Source organism: Corallococcus sp. bb12-1 (assembly GCF_026626765.1).
Taxonomy (GTDB): Bacteria; Myxococcota; Myxococcia; order Myxococcales; family Myxococcaceae; genus Corallococcus; species Corallococcus terminator.
On record NZ_JAPNJZ010000033.1, the window covers coordinates 164,082 to 188,807 of the forward strand.

A 24,726-nucleotide genomic window follows, 5' to 3' on the forward strand; every position below is an offset into this window, starting at 1 on the left:
CTGCGTCATGTCCCTGACGAAGATCGCGGACGAGACGCTTCGCATCACCGAACAGGGCACCTACGTGCCGTTCTCCGGGCGCGAGGTGTCCATCCGGGACGCCGTGGCGCACGCGGTCCAGGGCACGGTGCTGCTGCGCCCCGGTGACTTCGAACGCCTCACGCGGCCGGCTGCGGTGAGCGGCTACACCACCGAGGTCACGTCGGAGAAGACGGGGGAGGCCGCGCGCCGGCTGGTGGAGCTGGAGGGCGTGCGAGACGTGTTCGCGCTCAACTTCGCGTCGGCGGTGAATCCGGGCGGCGGCTTCCTCACGGGCTCGAAGGCGCAGGAGGAGGACCTGGCGCGGTGCTCGGCGCTGTACGCGTGCCTCTTGAAGTGGCCGGAGTACTACGAGGTGAACCGCAAGGTGCTCTCGCCGCTGTACACGGACCACTTCCTGTATTCGCCCGGGGTGCCGTTCTTCCGCAATGAGCGCTACGACCTGCTGGAGCGCCCGTTTCCCGTGACGGTGCTCACCGCGCCCGCGCCCAACGCGAAGCTGCTGCCGGTGAAGGATCCGGAGGTCGCGCTGAAGCTGCGGGAGGTGCTGTTCGAGCGGGCGCTCAAGGTGCTCCAGGTGGCGGCGCACCACGGGCACCGCACGCTCATCCTGGGCGCGTGGGGCTGCGGCGCGTTTCGCAACAACCCGCACGACGCGGCGGAGGCGTTCGCTCGCGGGCTGACCACGATGCAGGGGGCGTTCAGCCGCGTGGTGTTCGCCGTGTATGAGCGCGACGGGCAGGGGCCCAACCTGCGCACGTTCCGCGAACGCTTCGGCTGACGGTTCCGTGCTCGCTCGCGCGCCTGCTCGCGTGGGCGCATGCGATGGAGCTGGGTGGGGCTCGTGGTGGGTGTGCTCGCGAGCGCTTCGTGCGTGGGCACCGCGTCCCGAGTCCCGGTGACGCCGGAGTCGTCCGGGGCGCGTGCCTCGAAGGACGCTCCCCTCAAGGTGCCCCTCAAGATCGTGGCGCGGGACGTGGAGGGACAGCCCCTGTCCGACGTCATCTTCTTCGCGCGGCCAGCACGTGAGAACAGCTCCTTGGCCCGCCACAACTCGGTCGTCGTTGGCATTACGGACCCAGGTGGCACGGGGCAGTTCCGGCTTCCTCCCGGCTGGTACATCGTTAGGGCCAGGGCCCCGGGCTACCAGTCCTTCGTGGACACGGACGTGCGGCTCGGGCGCGACCATCCGGCGACCGTGACGATGACGCTCCAGCCCGGAGGCACGGTGTCAGGGTTCGTGGTGGATGACTTCGGCGCGCCGGTCGTGGACGCGCAACTCTCCTGGGTTCCCGAGGATGAGACAGCGCCCCGGCTGACCGAGGTCAGCGACAAGGATGCCCGTTTCCAATTCGAGGGCGTGGGGCAGGGGCGGGCGTCTTGATCGCCGAGCGCACGGGCTTCCCTTGGATCCGGCAGGCCTTCGACTCACTGCCCCGTGAACTCAAGGTCACCTTCACCGCGCCGGGCAGGTTGCGGGTGCGTGCCGTGGCGCCAGACGGCCGGCCGATGAACATCTACGACACGGAGCTGGAGCAGCTCGACTCAGCAGAGCACTCCTGGAACCGTGTCTCCGCGGACGGGGTCGTGATCTACGAGAGGCTTCGTCCAGGGCGCTACCGGGTGGCGACCTCGTACGCGCCCTGGCCTTCCACCTGGACCTCCGCCGCGGAGTTCACGGTGGTGCCAGGGCAGGCGCAGGAGGTGGTGCTGAGCTTCGATGGCTTCAAGGAACGTGAAGCCCTTCAGGGAAGAGTCGTCGGTCCAGGCGGACATCCATTGAGCAGTGTCCGGCTCTTCGCGGAGGCGGGGAGCGAGAAGGAAGGAGGCCCCAGGAGCCTGACCGAGGCGACGACCGATGCGCAGGGACGCTTCGCGATGGAGCACCTGCTCAAGGGTCCCCAGCGGATTCGCCTGAGCGGATCCCAGGAGTTCGTGGAGGTCGCCGCCGATGCCCGGGACGTGTCCTTGTCGTTCCCCGCGTTCAAGGTCGAGGAGAGCGTCCTCGATGGCCGGGTGCTGGCCCCCGATGGTCGGCCGGTGGGCCGCTTCAAGGTGCTCGGGACGACGTTCGAGGATCCCGAAGGACGTTTCACGCTTCCACGAGTCGCGTCGCCGCCCGTGGAGTTGATCTTCGAGGCGAGGCACTTCGCGCCCCTGCGCCGCGTGGTGGAGACGCTGACGTCCCCGCGCACCGTCCTGCCCGACATCGTCCTGGAGCGTGGACGCACGGTGCGGGGGCAGGTCCTGGGCATGGCTACGCCGCGTCCACGGGCAACGTCACCGCGAAGCACGCACCGCCGCCGGACGCTTCCTCCGCCCAGACGCGTCCGCCGTGTGCTTCCAATATCTGCCGCACGATGTAGAGCCCCAGCCCCAGCCCGCCCGTGCGCGCGGAGCCCTGCGCCTGGGCGAAGCGCTGGAAGATGCGCTCGCGCTCTGCAGGGGGCACTCCCGGGCCGTGGTCCCGCACCGTCAGCCGCAGCTCGCCGTCCTGCTGGCGAAGCCACACGTGCACCGGCGTGCCCCGGCCGTAGCGCAGGGCATTGGCGATGAGGTTGCTCACCACCTGCTCCATGCGCAGGCGGTCGAACCGGCACGGGGCCGGCCCGTCCACGCGTGCCTCCAGTTCGACGCCGGCCTGCTTCGCCTCGTCCGCGAAGCGCGCGGCCAGGTCCTCCACCACCGTCGCCAGGTCTCCGTGGGTCAGCTCGAAGTCCAGCTTGCCGGTGCGGATGCGGCTGACGTCCAGCAGGTTGTCCAGCAGCGCGCCCAGCCGCTTCAACTGCCGGTCCGACGACTCCAGCCGCCCCGTCACCTTCGCGGACCCCAGGGGCTCGTTGGGGGACACCTGCGCCAGTCGGCGCACCAGATCCATCTGGAGGCGCAGCGACGTGAGCGGCGTGCGCAATTCGTGGCTCGCCAGCGACAGGAAGTCGTCGCGCGTGCGCACCGCTTCGTGCAGCGCCTCCTCCGTCTCCTTGAGCGCGGTGATGTCCAGGATGGCGCCACGCACCACCATCACGCGGCCGTTGGCGTCGCGGATGACGCGCGCCCGGCTGTTGAGCCAGTGCCACGAATCATCCGGCCAGTGCGTGCGGAACGTGGAGGAGTACGACAGCACGTCGTTGTGGAAGATGGACGACACCTGCGCTTCCACCGCGGGCCGGTCGTCCGGGTGCAGCGACGCGAGGAACTGCTCGTGCGTCCACTCCGACAGGGGCTGCGGATACCCGTACAGCCGGTCGTGGCCCTCCGAGCGGAACACCTGCCCGGTGACGAGGTTCGTCTCCCACACGGCCATCTGCGCGGACTCCAGGGCCACCTGGAATCGCTCGCCCATCTGGCGGAAGCGCTCGTCGGTGCGCGCGGCCTCGTTCTCCGCGCGCTGCCGGCGGGTGATGTCCGTGGCCAGCACCCACGTCTCACCCCCCACGGGGCGCACCGACACCTCCAGCCACACCCCGGACGGCAACTCCGACAGGAACCGCGCCGGCTCGCGCGTGGTGAGCGCATCCAGCAGGCGCTCGTGCAGGGGCGTCCCGGCCAGCGCCGGTTGCGCGGTCCACGGCGTTAGCCCCTCGCAGCGCCCATGCGGCAGGCCCAGCAGGGACGCGGCGCGGTGGTTCAAGTCATGGATGTTCCCCTGCGCATCGAGCGCCAGGAACGCTTCGGCCATCATCTCCCGCAGGACCTGCAAGCGGGTCTGGGCGGACATGCTGGCCTCGTCGGCCGGAAGCGGAAGCTGCGTGGGATCCTTCAGGGGGCCCATGCCGGGTGCAGAAAGGTCGTCCGCGGAGGCATGGCGGGCGGGTTCAAACGGACCACCGGGCAGGGGACTCATCAGGAACACACGCTCCCGCACGCCCCCCGGGCCCGTCAAGCAAGCCCAGGCAGGTCGCGCGACTGTCTGTCAGCCGAGCGGATCCGTGAGGGGTTCCGGCATGACCCACAACTCCGAGGGCCGGGCATAGGACGCGTCGAACGCGAAAAGGATGCCGTTCCAGCGATCCATGAAGTCCGCCCAACTGTACTCGGAAGGAGGGGAGGTGAGCGGGTTGCCGTCGCGGTCCGGCTGGGCGTAGGCGTAGTCCGCGTACTTCCAGCGCACCGTGCCGAAGTCCGTCATCAGGAGCGGCGTCAGCGCCTGGAGCACCCCCGCGCGGGATACCTCGTCGGTGGGGGAGCCCGCGGGCGTGAAGACGGGCTGGGCCTGGTCAAGCTGCTCGCGCCACGCGACGAAGTTGGTGCCCATGGCGATGAGCGCGTCGCGCCGCGCGGGCGTGGGCGCGAGCCGGGCCTCTTCGTAGACGGCGAACGCGGCCACCAGCAGGCTCTTCCAGTGCAGGCCGGGGAAGATGAGGTCCATGCGGTTGGGGCGCGGGCTGTCCTCCGCGTGCGCGAGCGCGTAGGTGTACGCCTGCTGCGCCTCCGTGTTGATGGCGTCCACGAGGGTGAACTCGGCGAGCACGCGCGCGGGGGTGATGGGGCCCGTGGCCGCGGCGCGCCAGTCCAGGTACAGGCGCGCCGAACCGCCGATGTCGTTGAAGATGGCGAGGTTGCCCTCGTGCAGCGTGCGCTCCAGCGTGACGACGATGACTTCCGTCTTGTCGAGCGGTGACAGGCCCGGAGCGCTCGCGTACAGCGCGCCCAGTCGCGACGCGGTGGCGAGCAGGGTGCGTACATCCGCGAGCACCCCGACGTTGAGCGAGCTCGTCATCACGCTCAGCGCGGCGGCCGCGTCGGTGGTGAGGCCCTGCGCGATGAGCTGGAGGGACAGGTCCTGGAGCTGGCCTCGCAGCACGCCGCTCAGCCCCAGCCGGTCCAACGCGTTCGTGAGTGAAAGCGAGGGCTGCAGCCGCGCCGCGGCGATGAAGTTTCGCGCGAGCGCCGCGCTGTACATGCCCTTGCCACCGGCCTGCGAGGCATGCGGCGCGAAGGTGAACCAGTTCGGACGTGCGTTGCTGGTGCCACCGGGTTGCAGGGTGGGATCGATGATGCCGCCCAGCTCATACGCGATGTCGATGTAGCCCAGCGTGATGGTGCGGTTGTCCTCCAGGGGCGTGGGCGCGGACTGCGCGCGCGCGGAGGTCGTGGAGAAGAGAAGGGCCGCTGCCAGGAGCGCGGGAAGCGCGCGGAGCGAGAACACAGGGGGGAGGACGTCGTTGCGAGTGGGGATCGCCACGGAAGAGGTCCAGGGTGTGGGGGTGGGGTGGCGCTCCAGGTTAGGCATTCGCCTCCGGGTTCCAACCCCCGGCCCCCGACTTCGGGGGGGGGCGTCGTTGGCTTCAGGACGCTTGGGCTGGCGCAGTCTTGGGGCGGGACGGACTGCTCCCCTGGTGGGGGAGCCGCTTCACGGGCCCCGCGGTCGCATGGCGGCTTCCACCCGGGGGCTCAGGCGCCCTTCGGCGGGGCGAAGTAGGACACGAAGCCCGTCACGTCGCGGTAGCCCATGCGCCGGTAGATGGGGGCGCCAGCGGGGGTGGCATGCAGCACCGTGCGCTCCAGACCCCACGCCCTCTTCGCCTCCGTGTGGGCATGGCGCAGCACGGCTTCGGCGGAGCCCTGGCGGCGGTGCTGGGCCAGGGTGGCCACGAGCGCGATGTAGATGACCCCGTCCACGCGCAGCGCGGCGGTGGTGGTCCCCGCGACCCCGTCGTGACATCCGACGAAGGCCCGGCACTCCGGTCCGTAGATGCCCGGCGCAGCCAGGGCCTCCCGTCCGCTCGCCTGCGGCATGTCGTAGCAGGCGGCATTCACGTCGGCGATCGCGTTGTGGCCCCATTCGTCCCGCACCGGTCGCAGGTCGAGCGTCGGCGGCGGTCGCACCGGCGCGAGCAGACGGTCCGCCACCATGCCCGTCATGAACATGCCGGGCTTGAGTCCGCGCGAGGCGAGCACCGCGTCCGCCTGGGGGCGCAGCGCGGGCGAAAGCCAGTCGGGCGTCAGCGTGAAGGCCCAGCCATGCGGCCCCTGCGCGTAGTAGCGCGCGGCCGAGTCCACGGCGCGCTCCAGGTCGGCCTGCGTCTCCGCGGGTTTCGGGAGGAACGCCATGTTCATCAGCGACCACGCCACGTGCCCCGCGGCGATGAACACGTCCGCCCGCTCCACCACCTCGCCCCCGGGCAAGCCCAGCGCGAACAGCCTCCAGGCTCCACGGAACTGCGCGTGCGATTCGTCGATCTCGGCTCGGGACAAGGGCCACCTCGGGAGGGGAACGGGGGGAGGGATTCTCCGCATTCTCGGCGCCTCACGTCTACGTGCGTGAGGGCAGGGGTCTTGCTAAAGCGGGACAGAACCGGGGCAGCGAGGAGCGTGACGCGATGAACCCATTGGAAGGGCAGCCCTGGCAGCTGACGTGCCGGGTATGTGGCAGGCAGACGTGTCCCCGACCCGAGGCGGTGGCTTCGTGGATGCGGACGATGTTGGACCGGGTGCACGGCACGCAGATGCGCGGCGCGGGCCAGCGCGGGCTGCGCGAGGCCCTGGCGATGGAGGGCGTGCTCATCACCACGCACCTGGAGGTGTGGTCGCAAGCGCTGGAGGGCGTGTGCCCGGACTGCATCGCGGAGGTCGCGCCGGAGACGGACGCGCGTCTTCAGGACCCGGAGGCGATGCACGAAGCGTCGTTGGAGCGCTGGCGCAAGTCCGCCCCGGAGCTGGTGAGCGACGCGGTGGAGTCCGCGGTGGATGACACGCTCGAAGCCGCGCGCGAGGCCGCACGGCAGTCGAAGTCCTGAGAATCGTGAGGCGGGGCGCGAGCCGTCCGGCCCCCGGCGCTGGCTAGAACGACTCCTTGAAGGGACGCAGGTCCACCTCCTGCGTCCACGCGGAGCGGTGCTGGCGGTGCAGTTGCCAGTACGTCTCCGCGATGGCGTCGATGTCCAGCATCCCGTCCTCCCCGAGCGCCTTCACCCGCTCCGGCGCGAGCGTGCGAACCCGTTCGCCATCGATGCCGCCGTCGATGAGGACGTGGGCCACGTGCAGGCCTTGCGGACCGAATTCGCGCGCCATGCTCTGGGAGATCATCCGCAGGCCCGCCTTCGCCGCGGCGAACTGCGCGAAGCCCGCCTTGCCGCGCAGGCTGGCCGAAGCGCCGGTGAAGAGCACCGTGCCCCGGCCCAGCGGCACCAGCCTCCGGGCCGCTTCGCGTCCGACGAGGAACCCGCCGAAGCAGCCCACCCGCCAGAACTCCTCGAACAGCGCGGCGTCCACGTCCAGGAAGGGGATGTGGCGGTTGTTGCCAGCGTTGAACACGACCAGGTCCGTGGGCGCGAAGCCGTTTCCCGGCACCATGGCCCGGTCGAGCAGCCGCACGACGTCCGCTTCCTTCGTCGCATCCGTGACGACCGCCTCGCCACTGCCGCCGGACGCGACGAGCGCGTCCACCACCCGCGACAGCTTCGCCTGCGTGCGTCCGGCGACGAGGACGTGGTGCCCCTGCGAGGCGAACTTCCGGCAGAGCGCGGCACCCAGGCCCTGTTCGGCGCCGACGCCCACGACGACCGCGGTGGGCTTGAGGGAGGAGGTCATGAGGAGCTTTTCCTTCGTGAAAGGTGAAGCGGCCCCGGCATCGTGCCCGGGACCGCGCCGTGAATCCCTGCACTGAGCTCCGCACTCCGCCGCGATGTCCGGGGCCTGACGGGCCCCTCGCGACGCGGGGCCCGGGCCCTATCGGGAAGCGCGAAGCAAGGGCAACCCCGCCGGTGCGCCGTTGATGCCACCATCGACGAAGATGTCTTGCCCGTGCACGTAGGACGCGTCGTCGGAGGCGAGGAACAGCACCGTCTTCGCGATCTCCTCCGGCTCACCCATGCGGCCCAGGGGAATGGTGGACGAGAGCGCCTTGTCCAACTGCGCGTACGCCTCCGGGTTGGGGGCCTGCGCGTCCCAGATGGGCGTGCGCGTCGCGCCCGGGGACACGACGTTGACCCGGATGCCCAGGGGCGCGAACTCCGACGCCCACACACTGGCCATCGCCTTCAGCGCGCCCTTGCTCGCCGCGTAGGCGGAGTAGCCCGGCATCCCCAGCTCGCTGTGCACGGAACTGGTGAGGATGACCGACGCGCCCGCCTTCAGGTGCGCCGCCGCGGCCTGCACCGTGAAGAAGACGCCGGTGACATTGGTCCCGAGGATGGACTCGAACGTCTCCTGCGACGTCTTGCCCACGGGCGTCATCCCCGCGATGCCCGCGTTCGCGAACACGATGTCCAGGCCACCGAACCGCTCCACCGTCGCCGCCACCGCGCGCTCCAGCGCCGCCGGATCCGTGGCATCCGCCTGGACCGCCAGCACGTTCGCCCCCAGCTCCTTCGCCACCGCGTCCAGCGTCTCCCGGTTGCGCCCGGTGATGGCCACGCGAGCCCCCTCCGCCACGAACAGTCGCGCCGTCGCCAGCCCGATGCCGCTGTTGCCGCCCGTGATCAGCGCCGTCTTTCCCTTGAGCCGCATCGTCGTGCCTCCGGTGTAATTGGTTTCATGATGAAACCGAACGAGGAATGACTAAACGCGGTGGTTTCGTTATGCAACCAGAAGCACGCTCCCCTCTGGGGAACGGGGCCCGGCCGGGGGCCGGAAGGAGGCGAGGATGAAGCGGACGAGCATGGAGGGGGTGGCCTGCCCCGTGGCCCGGTCGCTGGACGTCATCGGCGACTGGTGGTCGATGCTGATTGTTCGTGACGCGCAGTTGGGGCTGCGCCGGTTTGGCGAGTTCCAGAAGAGCCTGGGCGTGGCGAAGAACATCCTGTCGCAGCGCCTTCGCCACCTGGTGGCGCACGGCATCCTGGAGGTTCAGCCCGCGTCGGATGGCAGCGCCTGGCAGGAGTACGTGCTGACGGAAAAGGGCCAACGCCTCTTTCCCATTCTGGTCGCCCTGGGCGAGTGGGGCCGGGAGCACTGCTTCCAGGAGGGCGAGGTGCGCACGGAGCTGCGCGACAAGGCGCACGGCCTGCCGTTGAAACCGCTGGAGGTGCGTGCGGCGGATGGGCGGCTGCTGACCTCCCAGGACACGCGGGCGGAGCGGGTTCCGTCAGAACGCTAGCGCCAGGTGGGGCTCGGGCTGGTTAGGGTGTGTCCATGACGCGCCCTGCACCGGAATCGTGGACGCTGCCCTGGATGGGGCTGGGACTGAGCAGCAACCTGAGCGCTTCGGACGTGCCGCATCCGTACCGGTTGCTCGACACGGCCCCCGGGCTCTTCGACTTCGTGGAGTACAGCGCGCCCATCGCGCTGGAAGAGGCGAGGGCCCAGGCCACGCTCTTCCCGGAGATGTGGCGACGGCGCGCGGACGTGCCGGTGCTCTTCCACCCGGTTCACCTGAACCTCTACGGGCCGGAGCTGGAGCCCGCGTCCGCGCTCGCCCAATTGGACGCGCACGCGAAGGCCGTGGGCAGTCCGTGGGTGGGCAATGACGTCGGCTGGTGGCACGCGGGCGGCCAGCCCTTCCCGGGCTATCTCTATGTGACGCCGCCGTTCAACGAAGCGGGCCTGCGGGACTGCGCGGCGCACGCGCTCCACATCCAGGCGGGCTTGAGCGTCCCGCTGGTGGTGGAGAACCCCGCGGTGCTCGCCACGCGCGGAGGGATGCACGCGCTGGACTTCATGGCGAAGCTGCACGCGCGCACGGGCCTGCCGCTGCTCCTGGACCTGGGCCACCTCTTCAGCCACCAGCTCTCCGCGGGCCTGCCGCTGCGCGCGGGGCTGGAGGGCTTCCCGTTGGATCAGGTCGTGGAGATCCACCTGGCGGGCGGTGTGGTGACGCGTCGGGGGCCCCGGTCCTTCTACGTGGATGACCACACGCAGCCCGTGCGCGAGGAGCTGTTCGAACTCCTGGCCGAGGTGCTTCCCCGCTGCAAGCGCCTGCGCGCCGTCACCTTCGAGGGCGATGGTCATCCGCTGGAGGTGGCGCTCGCGTCGCTGCGCCGCCTGCGCGCCCTGGTGCCGAAGGAGTCCCGGTCGCCCCTCGACATCCCCGCCTCGCGCGAACCCGTGCCCGCGCTCACCGGGGAGAGCCGGCCGTGGGCGCTGTTCGACGCGGGCCACGGCGTCACGCCCGCCACGGAGGATGAGGATCCGGAGGGCACGCGCGCGGACCGGGACTTCCGGCTCGCGGTGGTGGCGGAGCAACTGGACAAGGACTGGCCCCTGACGCGCCTGTTGCTCGCGGCAACGCCGGAGGGGCTGGAGTCCTTCACGCGCTCACGTGAGTACCGGGCGCTCTTCGACGGGCTGGGCAAATCGTTGTCCCACGCGTTCGCGTCCTGGGCCCGCAAGCGCGCGATGGCCTCCCAGTCGGACGGCTTCGCCGCGGCGCTGTCGCTGGAGATGATGCTGCCGCACGCCTTCCTCCAGACGCCGCCAGCCCCGGCGCCCGGACAGGTGGCCCTGGCCGAGGACGTCCGCCTGGGCTCCTTCCCGGCGGACCTCACGGAGCTGGTGTTCGCCACACGCGCATTGCGGCGGCACCTCACCGGCCGTGCGTGGGCGTGTGGCGCGATGGAGCTGTCCGGCCTGGAAGCCCTGGCGCAGGTAGCAGCCCGGCCAGGCCCAGGGCCGTGGCGCTTCGCCATCCGCCGCAGGGCGCAGGGCTTCGAGGTCGTGACGCTGTCGCCAGGGGTGGTGGAGGGGCTGTGGGCGCTGGGAGACGGCCCGCTTCCAGTGGGGGACGTGCCTCCGGGGGCGTTCGCGGAAGGGCAGGCGCGCGGGCTCTTGCGGCGGGCATAAGGCGGGCGAGTTGTCGGAGGGTCAACGGATCCTTGCGCCCACCTGTCTGGTGGGGTACTGCCCGCCGCATGTCGTCACCCCTCGTCGTTGGCATCGCGGGCGGCACCGCATCCGGTAAGACAACGGTGGCTCGCAAGGTGCGTGAGGCCCTCGCCGACTGCCGGGTCGCCTTCATTGATCAGGACTCGTACTACCGGGACCTGAAGGACATGTCCCTGGCGGACCGGCGGGAGGTGAACTTCGACCATCCCGACGCGTTCGACATCGAGCTGCTGGTCAGCCACCTGCGCGCGCTGAAGGCGGGGCAGGCCATCCAGAAGCCCGTCTACGACTTCGTCACGTCCGGCCGCCAGCCGCACACGCACCGCGTGGACCCCGGGGACATCATCCTCATCGAGGGCATCCTCGTGCTGCACATGAAGGAGGTCCGCGACGAGATGGACGTGAAGATCTACGTCGACGCGGACGACGACCTGCGCATCCTTCGCCGCCTCACGCGCGACATCAAGGATCGCGGCCGCGACTTCGACCACGTGGTGGGCCAGTACCTGCGCCACGTGCGCCCCATGCACATGGGCTTCGTGGAGCCGTCCAAGCACCACGCGGACATCATCATCCCGCACGGCGGCAACAACGACATCGCCATCGGGATGCTCGTGGGAGCGCTCCGGGCCCGGCTCGTCGCCCCGCAGCACCTGGCGCGCTAGGCCCTCAGCGCCAGCGAAGGAAGTCCTGCACCGGCCCTCGCAGCCGGTGCGCATCCGACAGCAGGGTGCCGTGATCGCCCGGCCCCTGCAGCTCCACGAACCGCGCCTGCACGCCCGCCGCCGTCAGCTGGTGGTACGTGTCACGCACGCGGCCCGCCGGCGCCAGCGCGTCCGTGGAGCCGGTGAGCATCAGCACCCGCGCGCGGATCTGCGTGAACGTGTCCGTCAGGTCGCAGCCCGCGTACGCCGAGCACAGCAGCGACCACGCCGTCGGATCGAACGTCTCCGCGAACGACGCGGCCTCCGCCTCCAGGGCCGCCTGCGCCGTGGTGCTGTCCGGATACGCGGAGCCCAGGTGGTCGCGTCCGTACAGCAGCCGCAGGTAGTCCATCCGCAGCCGCGACAGCGTCTTGTTGGGAACGCGCTCGCGAAGGGGTGGGGTGTCCTCGTTGTCGGGTGCCATGCGCAACACCTGCGACGTGAGGCCCAGCTTCTCTCGCAGCCCCTCCGGCAGGGCTCGCGCGGCGCCCAGCACCACCACGCTGTCCACCAGCTCCGGGAACAGCGCCGCCAACCGCAGCGCGACGACGCCGCCCAGGCCCACGCCCACCAGGGCCCGGATGTGCGTCAGCTCCTGGGCCCGCAGGAACGCGGACACGCCGCGCGCCATGTCCAGCACGGTGAGCGGGGGCAGGGCCTTGCCCCAGAGCGCGCCGGAGTTCGGTTCCACCGTGATGGGCGACGTGGAGCCGAACGGGCTGCCCAGCAGGTTGGGCACGAGCACCGGCGTCACCTCCGGATCCAACGCCTTGCCGGGACCGATGAGCTCATGCCCCCAACCGAAGGGCTGATACGGAGCGTCCGGCCCGGTGCCCAGCGCTTGATGAGAATGAGACAGGTCGTGCAGCACCACCACCGCTTTGCCATCCGACGGTTTTCCGTAGGCCTGCCAGGCAATCTGGGGGTTTCCCAGCAGCTCCCCCTCCTCGAGTGGAAGGGGAACGGTGAACGATTGGATTCCCCCGGCGTGGAGCACGATGATGCAGGCTCATATCATTGCCTGCCCGAACGCACAGGAGCCTGACGCGTGAAGCGCTACTTCGGATTCATTGTTCTCATCGCCTTGGTGATTCTCGCCGCGGTGACGAGCTACCGCACTTCCGCCGCACGGACGAAGGAGGCGGAGCGGGATGCCGACTTCCGCCGGATCCAGTCCGTCTACCTGGAGCGCGTGGGCTGGATGCGCACCAACCCCGACGAGGCCTCCTACCGGGATGAGCTCAAGCCCTTCTTCAAGACGTACTTCGAGGACATCGACGCGCACCTGACTCGCTTCGAAGGCAACACGAAGTTCGACAACTACCTCCAGGAACTGGAGCAGCGGGAGTCGTCCGGCGGCGAGAAGAAGGACGCTCGCGCGGGGGACCGCAAGGCGTTCTACGAGTACGCGCGCAAGCAGTTCGACAGCCTGCGTGAGGGCAAATATCGCCCGGTGTGGACCGCGAGCGACAAGGGCATGCGCCTGGACATCGTGAGCTCCGACGTCGTGATGGTGATGGGCAAGCCGCAGATCCGCCTGCAACTGGCGCTCTGGGGCGCGCAGCGCGTGGAGAAGGACGAGGGCAAGGTGAAGAAGATGGTCACCAGCGCCTCGTTCGACACGATGTGGAAGCTCACCGACGCGAAGGGCAAGTTGCTGGGCGAGATGCGTGGCGCGGATCCGTCGATGAAGATCGACTACCCCGAGCGCCTCATCGCCGAGTTCCCCCCGCAGATGGTGCTGGGCCACTACGACCTGGACCTGCTGCCCTCGGACGTGTCGAAGCTGGAGATGACCATCCTCGTCGGCTCGCACGCGGCGTCCGGCGGCCAGGCCAACTCCACCTACGTGTGGAAGCTGGACGTGCCGTCGGAGTGGAAGCTGGGAGCCAACGAGACGTGGGAAGGCGCCACGCAGGAGGAGCGGCCGGAGGAGGAGATCGACCCGGCCAAGGCCTCCGCCAAGAAGGGCGGATAGCCCTTCGGTTCCGGAGTCGGGCGGGTAGCCCTTCGGCTCTGGAGTCGTGAGCCCTTCGCCGTCGTTACTCGACGACGGCGAAGTGGGACCCCAGCCGGTACGCGGACAGCGTGCCGGCGTCGTCCAGGAAGTACAGGTTGAGGCGCACGTCGGCCTGGAGCGCGACCAGCCCCACCCCCGCGCGCACCTCCGCGAGCACCTGACCGCCGCGAGGATCCACCGCGCGCACCACCTCGCCCGCCACCAGCGTCACGTCCCGTGCGGTGCGCGCCGGCAGCGCCGCGATGAGCGGTTCCCCCGCGGCCCCCACGCGCCAGTCCACCTGTCCGGACAGGGACACGCGGGCCGCGGCTCCGGACGCGCTCGTCACCACCACCGCACGCGGCAGCGGCGCCAGCGCATAGGGCCCCGGGCCCAGGTGCAGCGCGCGCTCCCAGACCTTGCGCCCGCGCGAATCCAGGCACACCAGCAGCCCGTCCTCGTCACGCATCCCCGCGAGGAACACGCGCTGGCCCATGGGCAGCGGTGGGGAGGGCAGGGTGAGGTCCGGCTCGTGCGTCCACAGCGCTTCGCCGGTGTGCGCATCCGACAGCAGCAGCGCCCAATGCGAGCCGCGTCCCAGCACGGCCAGGAACCGCTTGCCCCACGCCACCGGAGGGCCATGGAAGGGCATGGGCGAGCGCAGCCGGTAGCGCACCTGCCCATCCTCCAGGTCCAGTCCGTAGAGGTAGCCCGAGTCCGTGGACAGGAGCGCCCGGTGGCCCTGCGTGGCCAGCCATCCGCGCTGCGTGCGCGGCGGGGCCAGGCGCCACACCTCGCGGCCCGTGGCCTCCGCGAAGGCCACCGCGGTGCGGTCCTCCGACAAGGTCAGCAGCAGCCCGTCCTGACGCAGGAGGAGGGGCCCCAGCGGGATGCCGTCATGGTCATGCAGCCAGCGCGCGCCCGAGCCCCGGCCGGTGAATCCGAACACGCGCGCCCCATCCGCCGCCACCGCGTGGCCATCCGCGGACGCCGCCACGCCCAGGGACGCGGACCTCCGCCAAAGCTCCGCGCCGTCCTTGCGTGAGAACGCGCACGCCAGTCCCGGCGCGCAGTACACCGGACCATGCCGGCCCACGAGCAGCCGCGCCTCTTCCGGCTCCTCCAGCCCGCGCTGCTCCCACAGCTTCTCGAAGCGCAGGCGCCGAAGCCGCCCCGGGACCTTCAGCGGCCGGGACTCGCCGCGAGCAGGTGCGCTCTTGCGCTCGCGCGCCTCGCCCTGCGCTTCGGGGGGCTTTCGGGCGCCCCTCAGGTGCGACATGCCCTCGCGGCAGCGCTCCGTCAGCTCGACGAGGTAGGGGTTGGAGACCTGGACCCGGTGGGCCTCCGCGAAGGCCAGCCCCAGCGCCTCGCCCAATTGGAAGAGCGCGGACAGGAGCGCTCCGGGCTCCAGCGGGAACCAGGTGCCGGTGGGGCCTGACTTCGCCCGTTGCCCCTTCAGGTCCAGCGTCAGCGTGGGGCGCACGCCCGCGGGCTCGAACTCGAAGCGGGCCTCGCCCATCTCCACGGCGCGCGCCAGCTCCACCGCCTGCCGGGACAGCTCCAGCACGGTGAGGAAAGGCGGCCCCTGGGCACGCCACGCCTGCGGCCGCCCGGGCAGCGCGAGCCACACCTCGCCCGCGCCCAGCAGCGGCGCCAGCGCCCCGGAGGAACCCTTCGCGGGGCCTTCGCGGGAGGCCGGGGACACGTCCTTCAATTCGAAGCCGAACCCCGGCACGGAGACGGGCTCGATGCGCAGCGGGGTGGGGGGGAGGGGAGGGTCCTCCTTGTGGGGGGCGGGCTTGCCCAGGCCCTTGAGCGCCTCGCCCAGCTTCCGGGCGACCGTGGGGGAGAGGGCCTTGGGGGCGACCTTCGCCACGTCCTGGAGGAAGCGCTGGCCACTTTCCCGGGTCGCTTTTGTCAACTCCTCGGTGTCAACCTTGATAGGGGGACGCAGGAGGTGAGCGGGCCGGGCAAGGCTCGCGACAGAAAGTTCGATGTCCGGCCCGACGCGCCGGAGCACCAGTTCCAGATGCGCATCCGTCAACGAAACCTGGGCCATCCGGCGGGCGCCGACGTGCAGGGCCGCCACGGCCTCCACCAGAGCGGGAATCACCTCCGCCAGGGGCTCTTCCACGGCCCCGGACAACAGGTTCACCCCGTCCAGTTCCAGCGCGATGGAATCGAGCGGGGAGGCTGACGGTTCGCGCTTCCAACGCTGTCCGATGCGTATCCGGGTCATTTACGTTCGTTGACAAGCCAGTTTAGCGGTGGCTAGCATCCGCCGCCCATACGGACCTACATTTTTGTAACCGTTCGGAATTCTTGGGGATTACTCGATGACATTTTACGAGGCCGCGCTCCGAGTGCTGGAGAGCGAAGGTCGCCCCCTGCATTTCCTTGAGATCACGGAGAAGTCCATCCAGCTGAGCCTGCTGTCCCACATCGGCAAGACACCAGAAGTGACGATGCTGTCGCGTCTGGCTGCCATGGCGCGGCGGACGCGGGATCGCAAGGTGATTGTCACGGCGAAGGATACCTTCGCACTGACGGATTGGTCACTCTCCGAGGATGCCGAGGCACTTGCACAGACGGGCGTGATGGAGCCGCATCCGGAGGAAGAACTTCCTCCCCTGCGGCCCGTGGAACGCCACCCGGAGCCGCGCACGGACAACGTGCGCGCGTCGGGGCGTGGCACGGAACGCAAGCGCCGCCGGGACGAGGGCGACGAGGAGCGGGGTCGCAGGAAGCGCTTCCCGCCGCTGCCAGAGGTGGTGTTCGAAATCCTCAGCGAGGCCGAAGTCGGCCTGCGCACGGATCAGCTCATCGAGCGCGCTCGCTCCAAGGAGCTGTGCGCCGAGGAGACGACGGTGGAGGCGGTGCTCACCGCCCTGCTGGAGGACAACCAGCGCCGCATCGACGCGGGCCGCCGGCCCCAGTACTCCTTCAACCAGGAGACCGGGGAGGTGTCGCTGGAGCGCGCGGGTGCGCCGAGCGAGGCGCCGCCCCTGGAACTCCAGGCGGCGTTCGCGCAGGCCCTGGGCATCCCGCTGGAGGAAGGCCGCCCGGTGCTGGGCAAGCCTGTCGCGGGGGTGGAACCCCTGGTGGACGAAGCCCTCATCACCACCGCGCGCACGGCCCTCAAGGACGCGCGTCGGGCGGTGGCGCGCGGGCTGCGCAAGCGCCTGGGCGACGCGGACGTGGGCACCTTCGAGAAGTCCGTGGTGAAGATGATGCACGGGCTGGGCTTCCGCGAGCTGAAGGTCGCGAAGCGCTCCAAGGAAGGCCCCCTGCTCACCGCGCGCAAGCGCGAGGGCAGCGTGGAGTTGCGCTACGCGGTGCGCATGCTCAAGGGCACGCCGGGCGTGGACCGCAAGACGGTGCAGGAGCTGCGGCGCGACCTGGGCCACTACTCGGCGCAGGTCGGCCTTCTGGTGAGCGCGGGCGAAGTGCGCGGCGACGCGCGCTCCGAGGCGCAGGCCACGGGCTCGCTGGTGATGCTGTGGTGCGGCGATGCGCTGGGTGAGAAGTTCCTGGAGGCCAAGACGGCCGTCAACGTCACCCAGGTGGAGCTGTACGACATCGACGAGCGCTTCTTCGAGGCTGCGAAGCTGGACGCCGAGGAGGCCCAGCGTCGCCGCGAGGAGCGCAAGAGCGAGAAGCAGGCCCGCGAGGAGGGCGGCGAGGTAGAGGTGTCCGCCTCCGCTCCCGCCGCGGACCGCCCGGAGCGTGAGGAGCGTCCCGAGCGGGGCGACCGGCAGGAGCGTGCCGAGCGCCGTCGCGACCGTCAGCGTGCGCGCAACGAGGCCCGCGACGCGGCCGCAGCGCAGGGTGGAGCCGAAACGCCCGAGCCCAAGGCAGCACCGGTGGCCGCCGCGCCGCCGGCCGCCGACGGGTTCACGCCCACTTCGTCGGAGGAAGACGACTCCGACGAGGGGGATGACGAGGACGGGGACGACGACCTGGAGGCCGCCAGCGCCTTCGTGGGTGGAGCCAAGGAGGGCGCCGAGGGTGGTGCTTCCGCCGACGCTTCCGAGCGCAAGCGCCGCCGCCGTCGCCGCCGGGGTCGTCGCGGCCGTGGCACGCGCGGAGCGGAGGGCACGCCCGCGGGCGAGGCCGGCGCTCCCTCGACAGGCGAGACGGTCGCCGCCTCGGGTGAGATCGCCGCGCCTTCCGTGGGTGGAAGTGTCGGAGGCGAAGGGCTGGTCGCGCTCGCGGGTGAGGCACTGCCCGTCGCCGCCGACGCGGCCCCTGGCTCGTCCCACGGGGAAGCAGCCGTCAGCGCGCCGAGCGAAGGCAACGCGTGGCATGCGGGCGAAGCCGTGAAGGCCGAGCCGACGCCGGAGTCCGCCGATGCGGCGCGGTCCCGTGCGGAAGCCGCGCAGGCCGCGTCCGATGCCGTGACGCCGGGCGCGAGCCCCGCGTTGTCGCCCTCGGATGAGGCTTCCGACGAGACGTCCGCGACGCCTGCCGCCGAAGCGGCTGCATCCCCGAGCGAGCCCGTGGAGATCCGCGAGGCCCGCGAGGTGCACGAGGCACCGGTGTCGTCCGAACCGGAGACTCCGCCCGAGGGCAAAGAGGGCTGAAGTCCCTCACGGAATCGGGTGCGGTGGACGCGGGAGTGTTAGCGTAAGGGGGCCATGAAGCCGGCCCTGCTGCTCACCTCCTGCGTGCTGTTACTCGGGGCCTGCCGCTCGCAGGCCCCGCGCCATCCGGTGGCGCCGGTGGAGCTGTCCGGTGACACCGTGCGGGACAACGCGCTCCTGGGCTTCGGTCCGGATGGGGTGCGGGAGCTGTTCTCCGACGCGCTGGAGGGCTCCGGCCGCTTCGAACTGGTGGCGGACGAGGATCCGAAGAAGGCCCGTCCCTGGCGGATGTCGTTGGACCTGCCCTTCACCCGCGAGGTGCTGAAGGACGGCAATCCCCACAGCTTCGCGGAGGTGGGCGCCAACCTGTCCCTGGAGCGCTTCGGCGGCGCCGTGCCCCAGCACTACGAGGTTGTGGGGCTGGGCGAGGCGCAGGTGAAGGAGGACTCGGAGGAGGGCCGCCGGGTCGCCATGCGCGCCGCGCTGGAGAGCGTGCTGCGGCAGGTGACGGAGTCGGCGCTGATGCAGCTCTCCGCGCTGGAGCGCACGGACGAAACGCTGGTGACGGACCTGCGCGCCGCCGACGCGCGCATCCGCGAGTTCGCCCTGCGCACCCTGGCCGAACGCAAGCACCCGGCCGCCGCGCCCCTGTTGATTGAACGCCTGAAGGACACCAGCGACGCGGACGCGGTGCGCCGCACCATTGGCGCGCTGGCGGAGATGAAGGCGAAGAGCGCGGTGCCGGCCCTCATCGACCTGGCGCGCGGCCGCGACTCCGGCTTCCTGCAGGAGATCGTCTTCGCGGTGGGCGAGATTGGCGGCCCGGAGGCGGAGGCGTACCTGTACACGGTGGCCCAGGGCCACGACACGCCGTCGGTGCAGGCCGCGGCGCAGCAGGCGCTCGACACACTCTACGCATCACGAAACCACGCAACGGTGGAGGCGCGTGGCCAGGGCCACGCGGACCCTTGAGTATGAGGCAATCGCTGTCGACGGTGGGGGGCATCGCCCTCCTGGCCACCACGCTCGTGGGCTCCGGATGCGCGAAGCGCGTCGAGTCGGACACGCGCCCCGCACCCGAATCCATCGCCGAGTACTACCCCCTGGCGGTGGGCAACCAGTGGACGTACCGGCTGGACAAGCGGGACGACAAGCCCGTCACCGTGGAGATCGTCAAGGATCAGGACGGGTACTTCCTGGACAACCAGGGCGGGCAGCTCACGGTGGACGCCTACGGCCTGCGCGACCCCAAGCGCTACCTGTTGCGCGGCCCGCTGGAGGCCGGGCGCGGGTGGAACAACGTGGTGTCCGTGTCGTCCACGGAGCGCTACCAGCTCGTGCAGGTGGGCTTCGCGTGCCAGGCGCCCGCGGGGTCGTTCCCCAACTGCGTGAGCGTGGAGGGGCGCAACCGGGTGGACGCGAAGACGACGCTCGTGAACACGATGACCTTCGCCGCGGGCGTGGGCCTCGTGCGCGTGGATGTGGCCACGGAGCAGGACGGCAAGCGCGTGCCGCAGACGGAGCTGGAGCTGGTGTCCTTCAAGGTGGGGCCCGCTGGCGCCGCCGCGACCCCGCCGCCCGCCGCGAACTGAAGCGCCCGCGCATGGCCGTGGAGACGAACGAGCTTTCGCAGGACGCGCGCATCCTGGGCTTCCTCTCCGAGGGTGGCGAGGGCTTCATCTCCGGGGAGGCCCTGTCGAACCGGCTGGGCCTGTCGCGCACCGCGGTGTGGAAGCACGTGGAGGCCCTGCGGCTGAAGGGCTACCGCATTGAAGCGGTGCCCGCGAAGGGCTACCGGCTGGTGGGCCGCCCGGACCGGCTCTCCTCGCTGGAGGTCCACCCGTTGCTCACCACCCGCGTCATGGGCCGCGTGCTGCACCACCACGAAACCATCGGCTCCACCAACGCCACGGCCTTCCGGCTGGCCCAGGACGGCGCTCCGCACGGCACGGTGGTGGTGGCCGAACAGCAGACGGCGGGCAAGGGGCGCCGGGGCCGAGCCTGGGTGTCCCCGCCCGGCCTCAACCTGTACTTCTCCGCCATCCTCCGCCCGGCGCTGGCCCCGCAGCACGCGCCGGAGCTCACGCTGGTGGCCGCCGTGGCCCTGGCGGAGGCCCTGCGCGAGGCCGGCTCCGACGCGGCCATCAAGTGGCCCAACGACGTGCAGTTGGGGGGCCAGAAGGTGGCGGGCATCCTCACGGAGCTGTCCGCCGAACCGGAGCGCGTGCACTTCGTCATCGTGGGCGTGGGCGTCAACCTCAACGCCGGCCCGGAGCACTTTCCGGAGGAGCTTCGGGATACCGCCACGTCGCTGTCCCAGGTCCTGGGGCGCTCGGTGGCCCGCGCGGCCTTCACGGCGGCCCTGTGGGCGCGGCTGGAAGCCTGGCTGGACACGTACCTGGCCACCGGCTTCGACGCGGTGCGCACCCGCTGGAAGGCCCTGTCGAGCACCCTGGGGCAGCAGGTCCGGGTGCGGACGGACCGGGGGGACTGGGAGGGGTTCGCGGAGGACATCGATCCCACGGGGGCGCTGATGGTGCGCACGGCGGACGGCCGGGTGGAGCGGGTGCTCGCGGGCGACGTGGAGCAACTGCGTCCCCAGGGACAGACGCGCCCTCAAGGACGCGGCTGATTCTCGGGCTTCGCGGTAGACTGGCGCACGTGATGCTCCTGGCCATCGACGTCGGCAACACCAACACCGTGCTCGGCGTGTACGAGGGCAAGCGGCTGTTGGATCACTGGCGCCTGGAGACGAGCGCGCGGCGCAGCGCGGACGAGTACGGCATCCTCGTGCGCCAGCTCTTCACCTGGAGCGGCATCGACGCCGCGCGGGTGTCCGCCGTCGCCGTGTCCAGCGTGGTGCCGCCGCTCCAGTTCAGCCTGGAGAAGATGAGCGAGCGCTACTTCAAGACGCGCCCCATGTTCGTCGGCCCGGGCGTGAAGACGGGCATGCCCATCCTCTACGACAACCCGCGCGAAGTGGGCGCGGACCGCATCGTCAACGCGGTGGCCGCCTACGAGAAGCACCACAAGGGCCTCATCGTGGTGGACTTCGGCACCGCGACGACGCTGGACGCGGTGACGCCCCGGGGCGAATACCTGGGCGGCTCCATCTGCCCCGGCATCAACATCTCCATGGAGGCCCTGTTCCAGAACGCCTCCAAGCTGCCGCGCGTGGAGTTCGCGCGGCCGCCGCACGTGGTGGGCCGCAACACCGTGCACTCCATGCAGTCCGGGCTCGTCTACGGCTACGTGAGCATGGTGGACGGCCTCTGCGCGCGGATGGAGGCGGAGATGGGTTTCACCGCGAAAGTGGTGGCCACCGGGGGCCTTGCCCCGCTGGTGGCCAGCGAATCCAAGGCCATCCAGGAAGTGGATGAGTTCCTCACCCTGGAGGGGCTGCGCATCATCTACGGAAGGAATCACGCCTCATGAGCCTCGCTCCGGATCCCACCATCCCGCCCCCGCCGCCGGGCTGCCCCTTCAACGCTGAATTCCTGCCGCCCAACCTGCGCAAGCACGTGGACCCCAACGCCCCCGTGCCGCTGCGCATGATGGCCGCCAAGTCGCTCGTGCCGCTGAACCCGGCGGACATGCTGGGCGCGCTGTTCATGCTCACGTTCGATCCGGAAGCGAACGTGCGTGAGACGGCCGCCAAGACGTGCGCCACGCTGCCGGACCGCATCCTTGGCTCCGCGCTGCGCGACGAAGGCGTTCCGCCGCCCGTGCTGGGCTACTTCCTGGGCCTCTTGAAGGACAAGGAAGCCTACGCGGAGATGCTCGTCCTCAACTCGGAGACGCCGGACGACGCCGTCGCGGGCGTGGCCTCCACATGCAGCCCGAAGGTGGCGGAGATCATCTCGCAGAACCAGCTGCGCCTGCTGCGCCACGAGGACATCGTCCGCAACCTGTGCCTCAACCCGGGCGCCCCGGCGTCGCTCGTGGACAGCATTTGCGACTTCGCGGTGCGAAGCGGGCTCATCCTCGCGGACGTGCCGGCGATGCAGGCTGCCCGGGTGCGCATCTACGGCCCGCAGGCCGCCGCGGCGCCTCCGGATCCGGGCCCCACGGCGGCGGAGGTCCTCCAGGAGCTGGGGCCGGCGGCGGAGAAGGACGACGAAGCCCCGATGGAGGAGGGCAAGCGTCAGACGCTCGCGCAGCGCATCATGAAGATGTCCATCGCGGAGAAGATCAAGCTGGCGACGCTGGGCAACAAGGAAGCGCGCACGACCCTCATCCGCGACACGAACAAGCTCGTCTGCGTGGCCGTCATCCGCAGCCCCCGCATCACCGACGGCGAGGTGCTCGCGAGCGCCGCCAACCGCGCCGTCAACGAGGACGTGCTGCGCGCCATCTACGGCAATCGCGAGTGGACGAAGATGCAGAAGGTGAAGCTCGCGCTGGTGAAGAACCCCAAGGTGCCGCTCACCGTCACCATGAAGTTCCTCAACACGCTGCGCGACGCGGAGCTGAAGGATCTGGCGCGCGACAAGAACGTGCCCGCCGCCGTGCAGTCCTTCGCCAAGAAGCTGCATGAGAAGAAGACCGCACCCAAGAGGGATGGCGGCGGTCACTGAGAGGGCGCTCCGAGCGGTGCCGGGCTTCCGTGCCCGGCTTCGCTCCAGGAACCGCGGCAGGCGGGCCGGAAGGGGGAGGGCGGTCGTCCCGCGCCGTCCCCCGCTCACGGGGCCCGACTCCAACCGACGCTAGGCCGCGGCTTCCTCGTCGGCGTCGTCGCCCACGGAGGTGCCGGGCTCGTCCAGCAACTGCTGGGCGATGGCGAGCGCCTTCTTCGTCTTCTCGCGCAGCTTCTCGTCACCCTTGATGCGCGCGTAGAGCTTCGTCACGCGCTCCTCGTTGCGCACCGCCGCCTGCTCCAACTCGGTGATGCGGGCGCGCAGCCCGTCGGCATCCGCGGCCGCCTGGGCGCTCTGGGCGGACAGGTCCGCCTGGCTCTGGTCCAACTGCGAGCGCAGGCCTTCCGCCTCCTGCTGCGCGGCTTCCACCTGGGAGCGCAGGCCTTCCGCCTCCTCGCGCGCCGCCTGGAGGTCCGCGTCCTGCTGGGCCGCCTGGGCCCGCAGCCCTTCCACTTCACCCTGGAGCGCCTGCGCCTGGGCCTGGTGCTGATCCAGCTCCGCCTGGAGCGTGCCCAGCTTCGCGGTGGCGCCGCGGGCCTCTTCCTTGGAGGTGGCCAACTGCTGATCCACGCGCTTGCGCTCGGTGGTGAGCTGCTCGGTGCGGCTGGTGAGCGTCTTGATCTGCCCGTCGCGGCGCGACAGCTCCTCGTCGGAGGTGCTGGCCTTCTGCTCCAGCTCCAGGTGCTGATCCTTCAGCTCGATGATCTCCTGGTCCTTCTGGTTCAGCTCCGACTTGAGGCGCAGGATCTCCTTGTCGCGCTTGTTGACGGTGTCGCGCAGCGCGAAGGTGTCCTTGTCGTTCTTGCCGACGTTGGAGCGGGAGGTCTCCAGCTCCGTCGTCTTCGCCTGGAGCTCGGACTCCAGCGACTGCACGCGCTCCTCGGCCTGCGTCGCCTGTCCGCGCGAGTCCTCCAGCGCGCTCTGCAGCTCCGCCACCTTCGCGCGCAGGTTGCGCAGCTCCGCGACCTCCGCCGCGGACGGGCCGGTCGCCGCCGCCGCCGTGGCCACCGGGACCGCGACAGGGCGTGGCGCGGGAGGCGTGGGCACCGCGCGCAGCGGCGCGGGAGTAGGGGCGGCGCGCACGGGCACGGGCGTCGGCGCGGGCTCCGGATCCACCGGGGGCATGAAGCCGATGACGGTCTTCTCCTCCGGCTCGTCGCCCAGGTCGCTCAGCACGTCCAGCGAGTCGTCGTTGTCGGAGCCCAGCGAGTCGAGCGCGGAGATCTCCTCCTCGGCGGACGGAGACTCCAGCTCCGGCGGCGCGAGCACGTCCTCTTCCTCGGGCGTGCCCGTCACGGGCTCGGACATGTCTCCGAAGGCCTCGTCCAGCATGTCCAGGTCTTCGCCGGCCACCGCGGGCTCCTCGCCCGTGTCCACGGCGATCTCCTCGCCGAAGTCCGGCGCGGCGTCTTCCTTGCCGAAGTCGTCGCCCAGCGAGTCCAGCGTGAGGCTGTCGTCCACCACCTCGTCACTGGCCGGCAACTCCGGAAAGCCGATCAGGCCGCCCACGCGGTCCACCAGCGTGTCGGTGTCCACGGGCTTGGCGACGTATTCGTCCGCGCGCGCCTTGAGCTTGCTGTGCGCCGCGAAGCCGTCCGGGCTGCCGATGATGACGATGGGCAACGCCTTGAGGTCGTCGTCCTTCTTCAGCTTTCCGCAGATGAGGTAGCCGTTCTGTCCGGCGGAGAGATCCACCGCGAGCACCACCAGCTCCGGGCGCTCGCGCCGGATCAGCTCCACGCTGCCCTTGCCGTCCCCCGTCGTCTGCGCCGAGAACCCCCGGGCTTCCAGGGCCTGCTGCAGGGTGGCGGAGAGGGTGGCGTCGCTTTCGACGATCAGGATTCGCTTGGACATGAAGGAACGGCCGTCCTGGGGGTGCGGCGCGCAGGTGAAACACCACGAACGAGCGGCGGCGCGCGAGAAGAGAGACTCAGTCGAGGCTATCGGCCATGCCTGGGACCGTCAATCTTCACACCGGGCGCAACGCCCGGTATTCAGTC

The 24,726-nt window shown here is 70.6% G+C and carries 21 protein-coding genes; 13 read left to right on the forward strand and 8 right to left on the reverse strand.

The features are described from left to right. Positions 1 to 7 precede the first annotated feature (7 nt). On the forward strand, positions 8 to 820 hold the full coding sequence (locus tag OV208_RS38915) for a TIGR02452 family protein (protein WP_267579028.1): 813 nt from the start codon (positions 8 to 10) through the stop codon (positions 818 to 820). A gap of 39 nt (positions 821 to 859) precedes the next feature. Beyond that, complete coding sequence (locus tag OV208_RS38920; protein ID WP_267579029.1) at positions 860 to 1,423, forward strand: carboxypeptidase regulatory-like domain-containing protein; 564 nt, start codon at positions 860 to 862, stop codon at positions 1,421 to 1,423. An 873-nt stretch (positions 1,424 to 2,296) separates the two neighbouring features. Here OV208_RS38920 and OV208_RS38925 read toward each other — a convergent pair. From OV208_RS38925 to OV208_RS38935, 3 genes are all read right to left on the reverse strand, one after another. Beyond that, positions 2,297 to 3,757 carry a PAS domain-containing sensor histidine kinase gene (locus tag OV208_RS38925; protein WP_267579030.1) on the reverse strand — a complete coding sequence of 487 codons (1,461 nt, stop codon included), beginning with the start codon at positions 3,755 to 3,757 and terminating at the stop codon, positions 2,297 to 2,299. A 195-nt stretch (positions 3,758 to 3,952) separates the two neighbouring features. Next, entirely contained in the window at positions 3,953 to 5,224 is a 1,272-nt protein-coding gene (locus OV208_RS38930; RefSeq protein WP_267579031.1) for a hypothetical protein, read from the reverse strand. 209 nt (positions 5,225 to 5,433) lie between these two features. Further along, positions 5,434 to 6,237, reverse strand: coding sequence for a GNAT family N-acetyltransferase (locus OV208_RS38935; RefSeq protein ID WP_267579032.1), 804 nt, complete (start codon positions 6,235 to 6,237; stop codon positions 5,434 to 5,436). Positions 6,238 to 6,362: 125 nt separating this feature from the next. Between OV208_RS38935 and OV208_RS38940 the strand changes: the two genes are divergently transcribed. Continuing rightward, positions 6,363 to 6,779 (forward strand): hypothetical protein, encoded by a 417-nt coding sequence (locus OV208_RS38940; protein ID WP_267579033.1) that lies wholly within the window; start codon positions 6,363 to 6,365, stop codon positions 6,777 to 6,779. Positions 6,780 to 6,822: 43 nt separating this feature from the next. On the opposite strand, the gene OV208_RS38945 is transcribed toward OV208_RS38940, so the two are convergent. Both OV208_RS38945 and OV208_RS38950 read right to left on the reverse strand, forming a co-directional pair. Continuing rightward, complete coding sequence (locus tag OV208_RS38945; protein ID WP_267579034.1) at positions 6,823 to 7,572, reverse strand: SDR family NAD(P)-dependent oxidoreductase; 750 nt, start codon at positions 7,570 to 7,572, stop codon at positions 6,823 to 6,825. A gap of 138 nt (positions 7,573 to 7,710) precedes the next feature. Next, positions 7,711 to 8,490, reverse strand: a complete 780-nt coding sequence (locus tag OV208_RS38950) for an SDR family NAD(P)-dependent oxidoreductase (RefSeq protein ID WP_267579035.1) — start codon at positions 8,488 to 8,490, stop codon at positions 7,711 to 7,713. 136 nt (positions 8,491 to 8,626) lie between these two features. Between OV208_RS38950 and OV208_RS38955 the strand changes: the two genes are divergently transcribed. From OV208_RS38955 to udk, 3 genes are all read left to right on the forward strand, one after another. Beyond that, positions 8,627 to 9,079 carry a winged helix-turn-helix transcriptional regulator gene (locus OV208_RS38955; RefSeq protein ID WP_267579036.1) on the forward strand — a complete coding sequence of 151 codons (453 nt, stop codon included), beginning with the start codon at positions 8,627 to 8,629 and terminating at the stop codon, positions 9,077 to 9,079. Positions 9,080 to 9,114: 35 nt separating this feature from the next. Then, positions 9,115 to 10,761, forward strand: a complete 1,647-nt coding sequence (locus OV208_RS38960) for a DUF692 domain-containing protein (RefSeq protein WP_267579037.1) — start codon at positions 9,115 to 9,117, stop codon at positions 10,759 to 10,761. 68 nt (positions 10,762 to 10,829) lie between these two features. Next, positions 10,830 to 11,468: a uridine kinase gene (gene udk, locus OV208_RS38965; protein ID WP_120534103.1), complete on the forward strand. Its 639-nt coding sequence runs from the start codon at positions 10,830 to 10,832 to the stop codon at positions 11,466 to 11,468. A 4-nt stretch (positions 11,469 to 11,472) separates the two neighbouring features. Here udk and OV208_RS38970 read toward each other — a convergent pair whose 3' ends face one another. Further along, positions 11,473 to 12,504: an alpha/beta fold hydrolase gene (locus OV208_RS38970; RefSeq protein WP_267579038.1), complete on the reverse strand. Its 1,032-nt coding sequence runs from the start codon at positions 12,502 to 12,504 to the stop codon at positions 11,473 to 11,475. A 51-nt stretch (positions 12,505 to 12,555) separates the two neighbouring features. Here OV208_RS38970 and OV208_RS38975 point away from each other — a divergent pair, with 51 nt between their 5' ends. Further along, positions 12,556 to 13,485 (forward strand): hypothetical protein, encoded by a 930-nt coding sequence (locus OV208_RS38975; RefSeq protein WP_267579039.1) that lies wholly within the window; start codon positions 12,556 to 12,558, stop codon positions 13,483 to 13,485. A 64-nt stretch (positions 13,486 to 13,549) separates the two neighbouring features. Here OV208_RS38975 and OV208_RS38980 read toward each other — a convergent pair whose 3' ends face one another. After that, positions 13,550 to 15,745: a PQQ-binding-like beta-propeller repeat protein gene (locus tag OV208_RS38980; protein WP_267579040.1), complete on the reverse strand. Its 2,196-nt coding sequence runs from the start codon at positions 15,743 to 15,745 to the stop codon at positions 13,550 to 13,552. A 97-nt stretch (positions 15,746 to 15,842) separates the two neighbouring features. Here OV208_RS38980 and OV208_RS38985 point away from each other — a divergent pair, with 97 nt between their 5' ends. Genes OV208_RS38985 through OV208_RS39010 form a run of 6 tightly spaced genes read left to right on the forward strand, consistent with a single transcriptional unit; the run spans position 15,843 to position 22,666 of the window. Further along, positions 15,843 to 18,089 (forward strand): HTH domain-containing protein, encoded by a 2,247-nt coding sequence (locus tag OV208_RS38985; RefSeq protein ID WP_267579041.1) that lies wholly within the window; start codon positions 15,843 to 15,845, stop codon positions 18,087 to 18,089. A gap of 54 nt (positions 18,090 to 18,143) precedes the next feature. After that, on the forward strand, positions 18,144 to 19,061 hold the full coding sequence (locus OV208_RS38990) for a HEAT repeat domain-containing protein (RefSeq protein ID WP_267579042.1): 918 nt from the start codon (positions 18,144 to 18,146) through the stop codon (positions 19,059 to 19,061). Positions 19,062 to 19,063: 2 nt separating this feature from the next. Then, on the forward strand, positions 19,064 to 19,681 hold the full coding sequence (locus tag OV208_RS38995; protein ID WP_267579043.1) for a hypothetical protein: 618 nt from the start codon (positions 19,064 to 19,066) through the stop codon (positions 19,679 to 19,681). A gap of 11 nt (positions 19,682 to 19,692) precedes the next feature. Beyond that, positions 19,693 to 20,721, forward strand: a complete 1,029-nt coding sequence (locus OV208_RS39000; RefSeq protein ID WP_267579044.1) for a biotin--[acetyl-CoA-carboxylase] ligase — start codon at positions 19,693 to 19,695, stop codon at positions 20,719 to 20,721. 32 nt (positions 20,722 to 20,753) lie between these two features. Then, positions 20,754 to 21,524: a type III pantothenate kinase gene (locus tag OV208_RS39005; RefSeq protein WP_267579084.1), complete on the forward strand. Its 771-nt coding sequence runs from the start codon at positions 20,754 to 20,756 to the stop codon at positions 21,522 to 21,524. Next, positions 21,521 to 22,666 carry a hypothetical protein gene (locus OV208_RS39010; protein WP_267579045.1) on the forward strand — a complete coding sequence of 382 codons (1,146 nt, stop codon included), beginning with the start codon at positions 21,521 to 21,523 and terminating at the stop codon, positions 22,664 to 22,666. The genes OV208_RS39005 and OV208_RS39010 overlap by 4 nt, the downstream gene beginning before the upstream one ends. A 129-nt stretch (positions 22,667 to 22,795) precedes the next feature. Here the strand turns inward: OV208_RS39010 and OV208_RS39015 are convergent, their stop codons facing one another. Next, positions 22,796 to 24,580 (reverse strand): response regulator, encoded by a 1,785-nt coding sequence (locus tag OV208_RS39015; protein ID WP_267579046.1) that lies wholly within the window; start codon positions 24,578 to 24,580, stop codon positions 22,796 to 22,798. Between the last annotated feature and the right edge of the window lie 146 nt (positions 24,581 to 24,726).

Excerpts from the sequence above, each read along its gene's own strand:
- OV208_RS38915 (WP_267579028.1), top strand. The coding sequence starts at position 8 with ATGTCCCTGACGAAGATCGCGGACGAGACGCTTCGCATCACCGAACAG.
- OV208_RS38920 (WP_267579029.1), top strand. The coding sequence starts at position 860 with ATGCGATGGAGCTGGGTGGGGCTCGTGGTGGGTGTGCTCGCGAGCGCT.
- OV208_RS38925 (WP_267579030.1), bottom strand. The coding sequence starts at position 3,757 with ATGTCCGCCCAGACCCGCTTGCAGGTCCTGCGGGAGATGATGGCCGAA.
- OV208_RS38940 (WP_267579033.1), top strand. The coding sequence starts at position 6,363 with ATGAACCCATTGGAAGGGCAGCCCTGGCAGCTGACGTGCCGGGTATGT.
- OV208_RS38945 (WP_267579034.1), bottom strand. The coding sequence starts at position 7,572 with ATGACCTCCTCCCTCAAGCCCACCGCGGTCGTCGTGGGCGTCGGCGCC.
- OV208_RS38950 (WP_267579035.1), bottom strand. The coding sequence starts at position 8,490 with ATGCGGCTCAAGGGAAAGACGGCGCTGATCACGGGCGGCAACAGCGGC.
- OV208_RS38955 (WP_267579036.1), top strand. The coding sequence starts at position 8,627 with ATGAAGCGGACGAGCATGGAGGGGGTGGCCTGCCCCGTGGCCCGGTCG.
- OV208_RS38960 (WP_267579037.1), top strand. The coding sequence starts at position 9,115 with ATGACGCGCCCTGCACCGGAATCGTGGACGCTGCCCTGGATGGGGCTG.
- udk (WP_120534103.1), top strand. The coding sequence starts at position 10,830 with ATGTCGTCACCCCTCGTCGTTGGCATCGCGGGCGGCACCGCATCCGGT.
- OV208_RS38980 (WP_267579040.1), bottom strand. The coding sequence starts at position 15,745 with ATGACCCGGATACGCATCGGACAGCGTTGGAAGCGCGAACCGTCAGCC.
- OV208_RS38985 (WP_267579041.1), top strand. The coding sequence starts at position 15,843 with ATGACATTTTACGAGGCCGCGCTCCGAGTGCTGGAGAGCGAAGGTCGC.
- OV208_RS38990 (WP_267579042.1), top strand. The coding sequence starts at position 18,144 with ATGAAGCCGGCCCTGCTGCTCACCTCCTGCGTGCTGTTACTCGGGGCC.
- OV208_RS38995 (WP_267579043.1), top strand. The coding sequence starts at position 19,064 with ATGAGGCAATCGCTGTCGACGGTGGGGGGCATCGCCCTCCTGGCCACC.
- OV208_RS39000 (WP_267579044.1), top strand. The coding sequence starts at position 19,693 with ATGGCCGTGGAGACGAACGAGCTTTCGCAGGACGCGCGCATCCTGGGC.
- OV208_RS39005 (WP_267579084.1), top strand. The coding sequence starts at position 20,754 with ATGCTCCTGGCCATCGACGTCGGCAACACCAACACCGTGCTCGGCGTG.
- OV208_RS39010 (WP_267579045.1), top strand. The coding sequence starts at position 21,521 with ATGAGCCTCGCTCCGGATCCCACCATCCCGCCCCCGCCGCCGGGCTGC.
- OV208_RS39015 (WP_267579046.1), bottom strand. The coding sequence starts at position 24,580 with ATGTCCAAGCGAATCCTGATCGTCGAAAGCGACGCCACCCTCTCCGCC.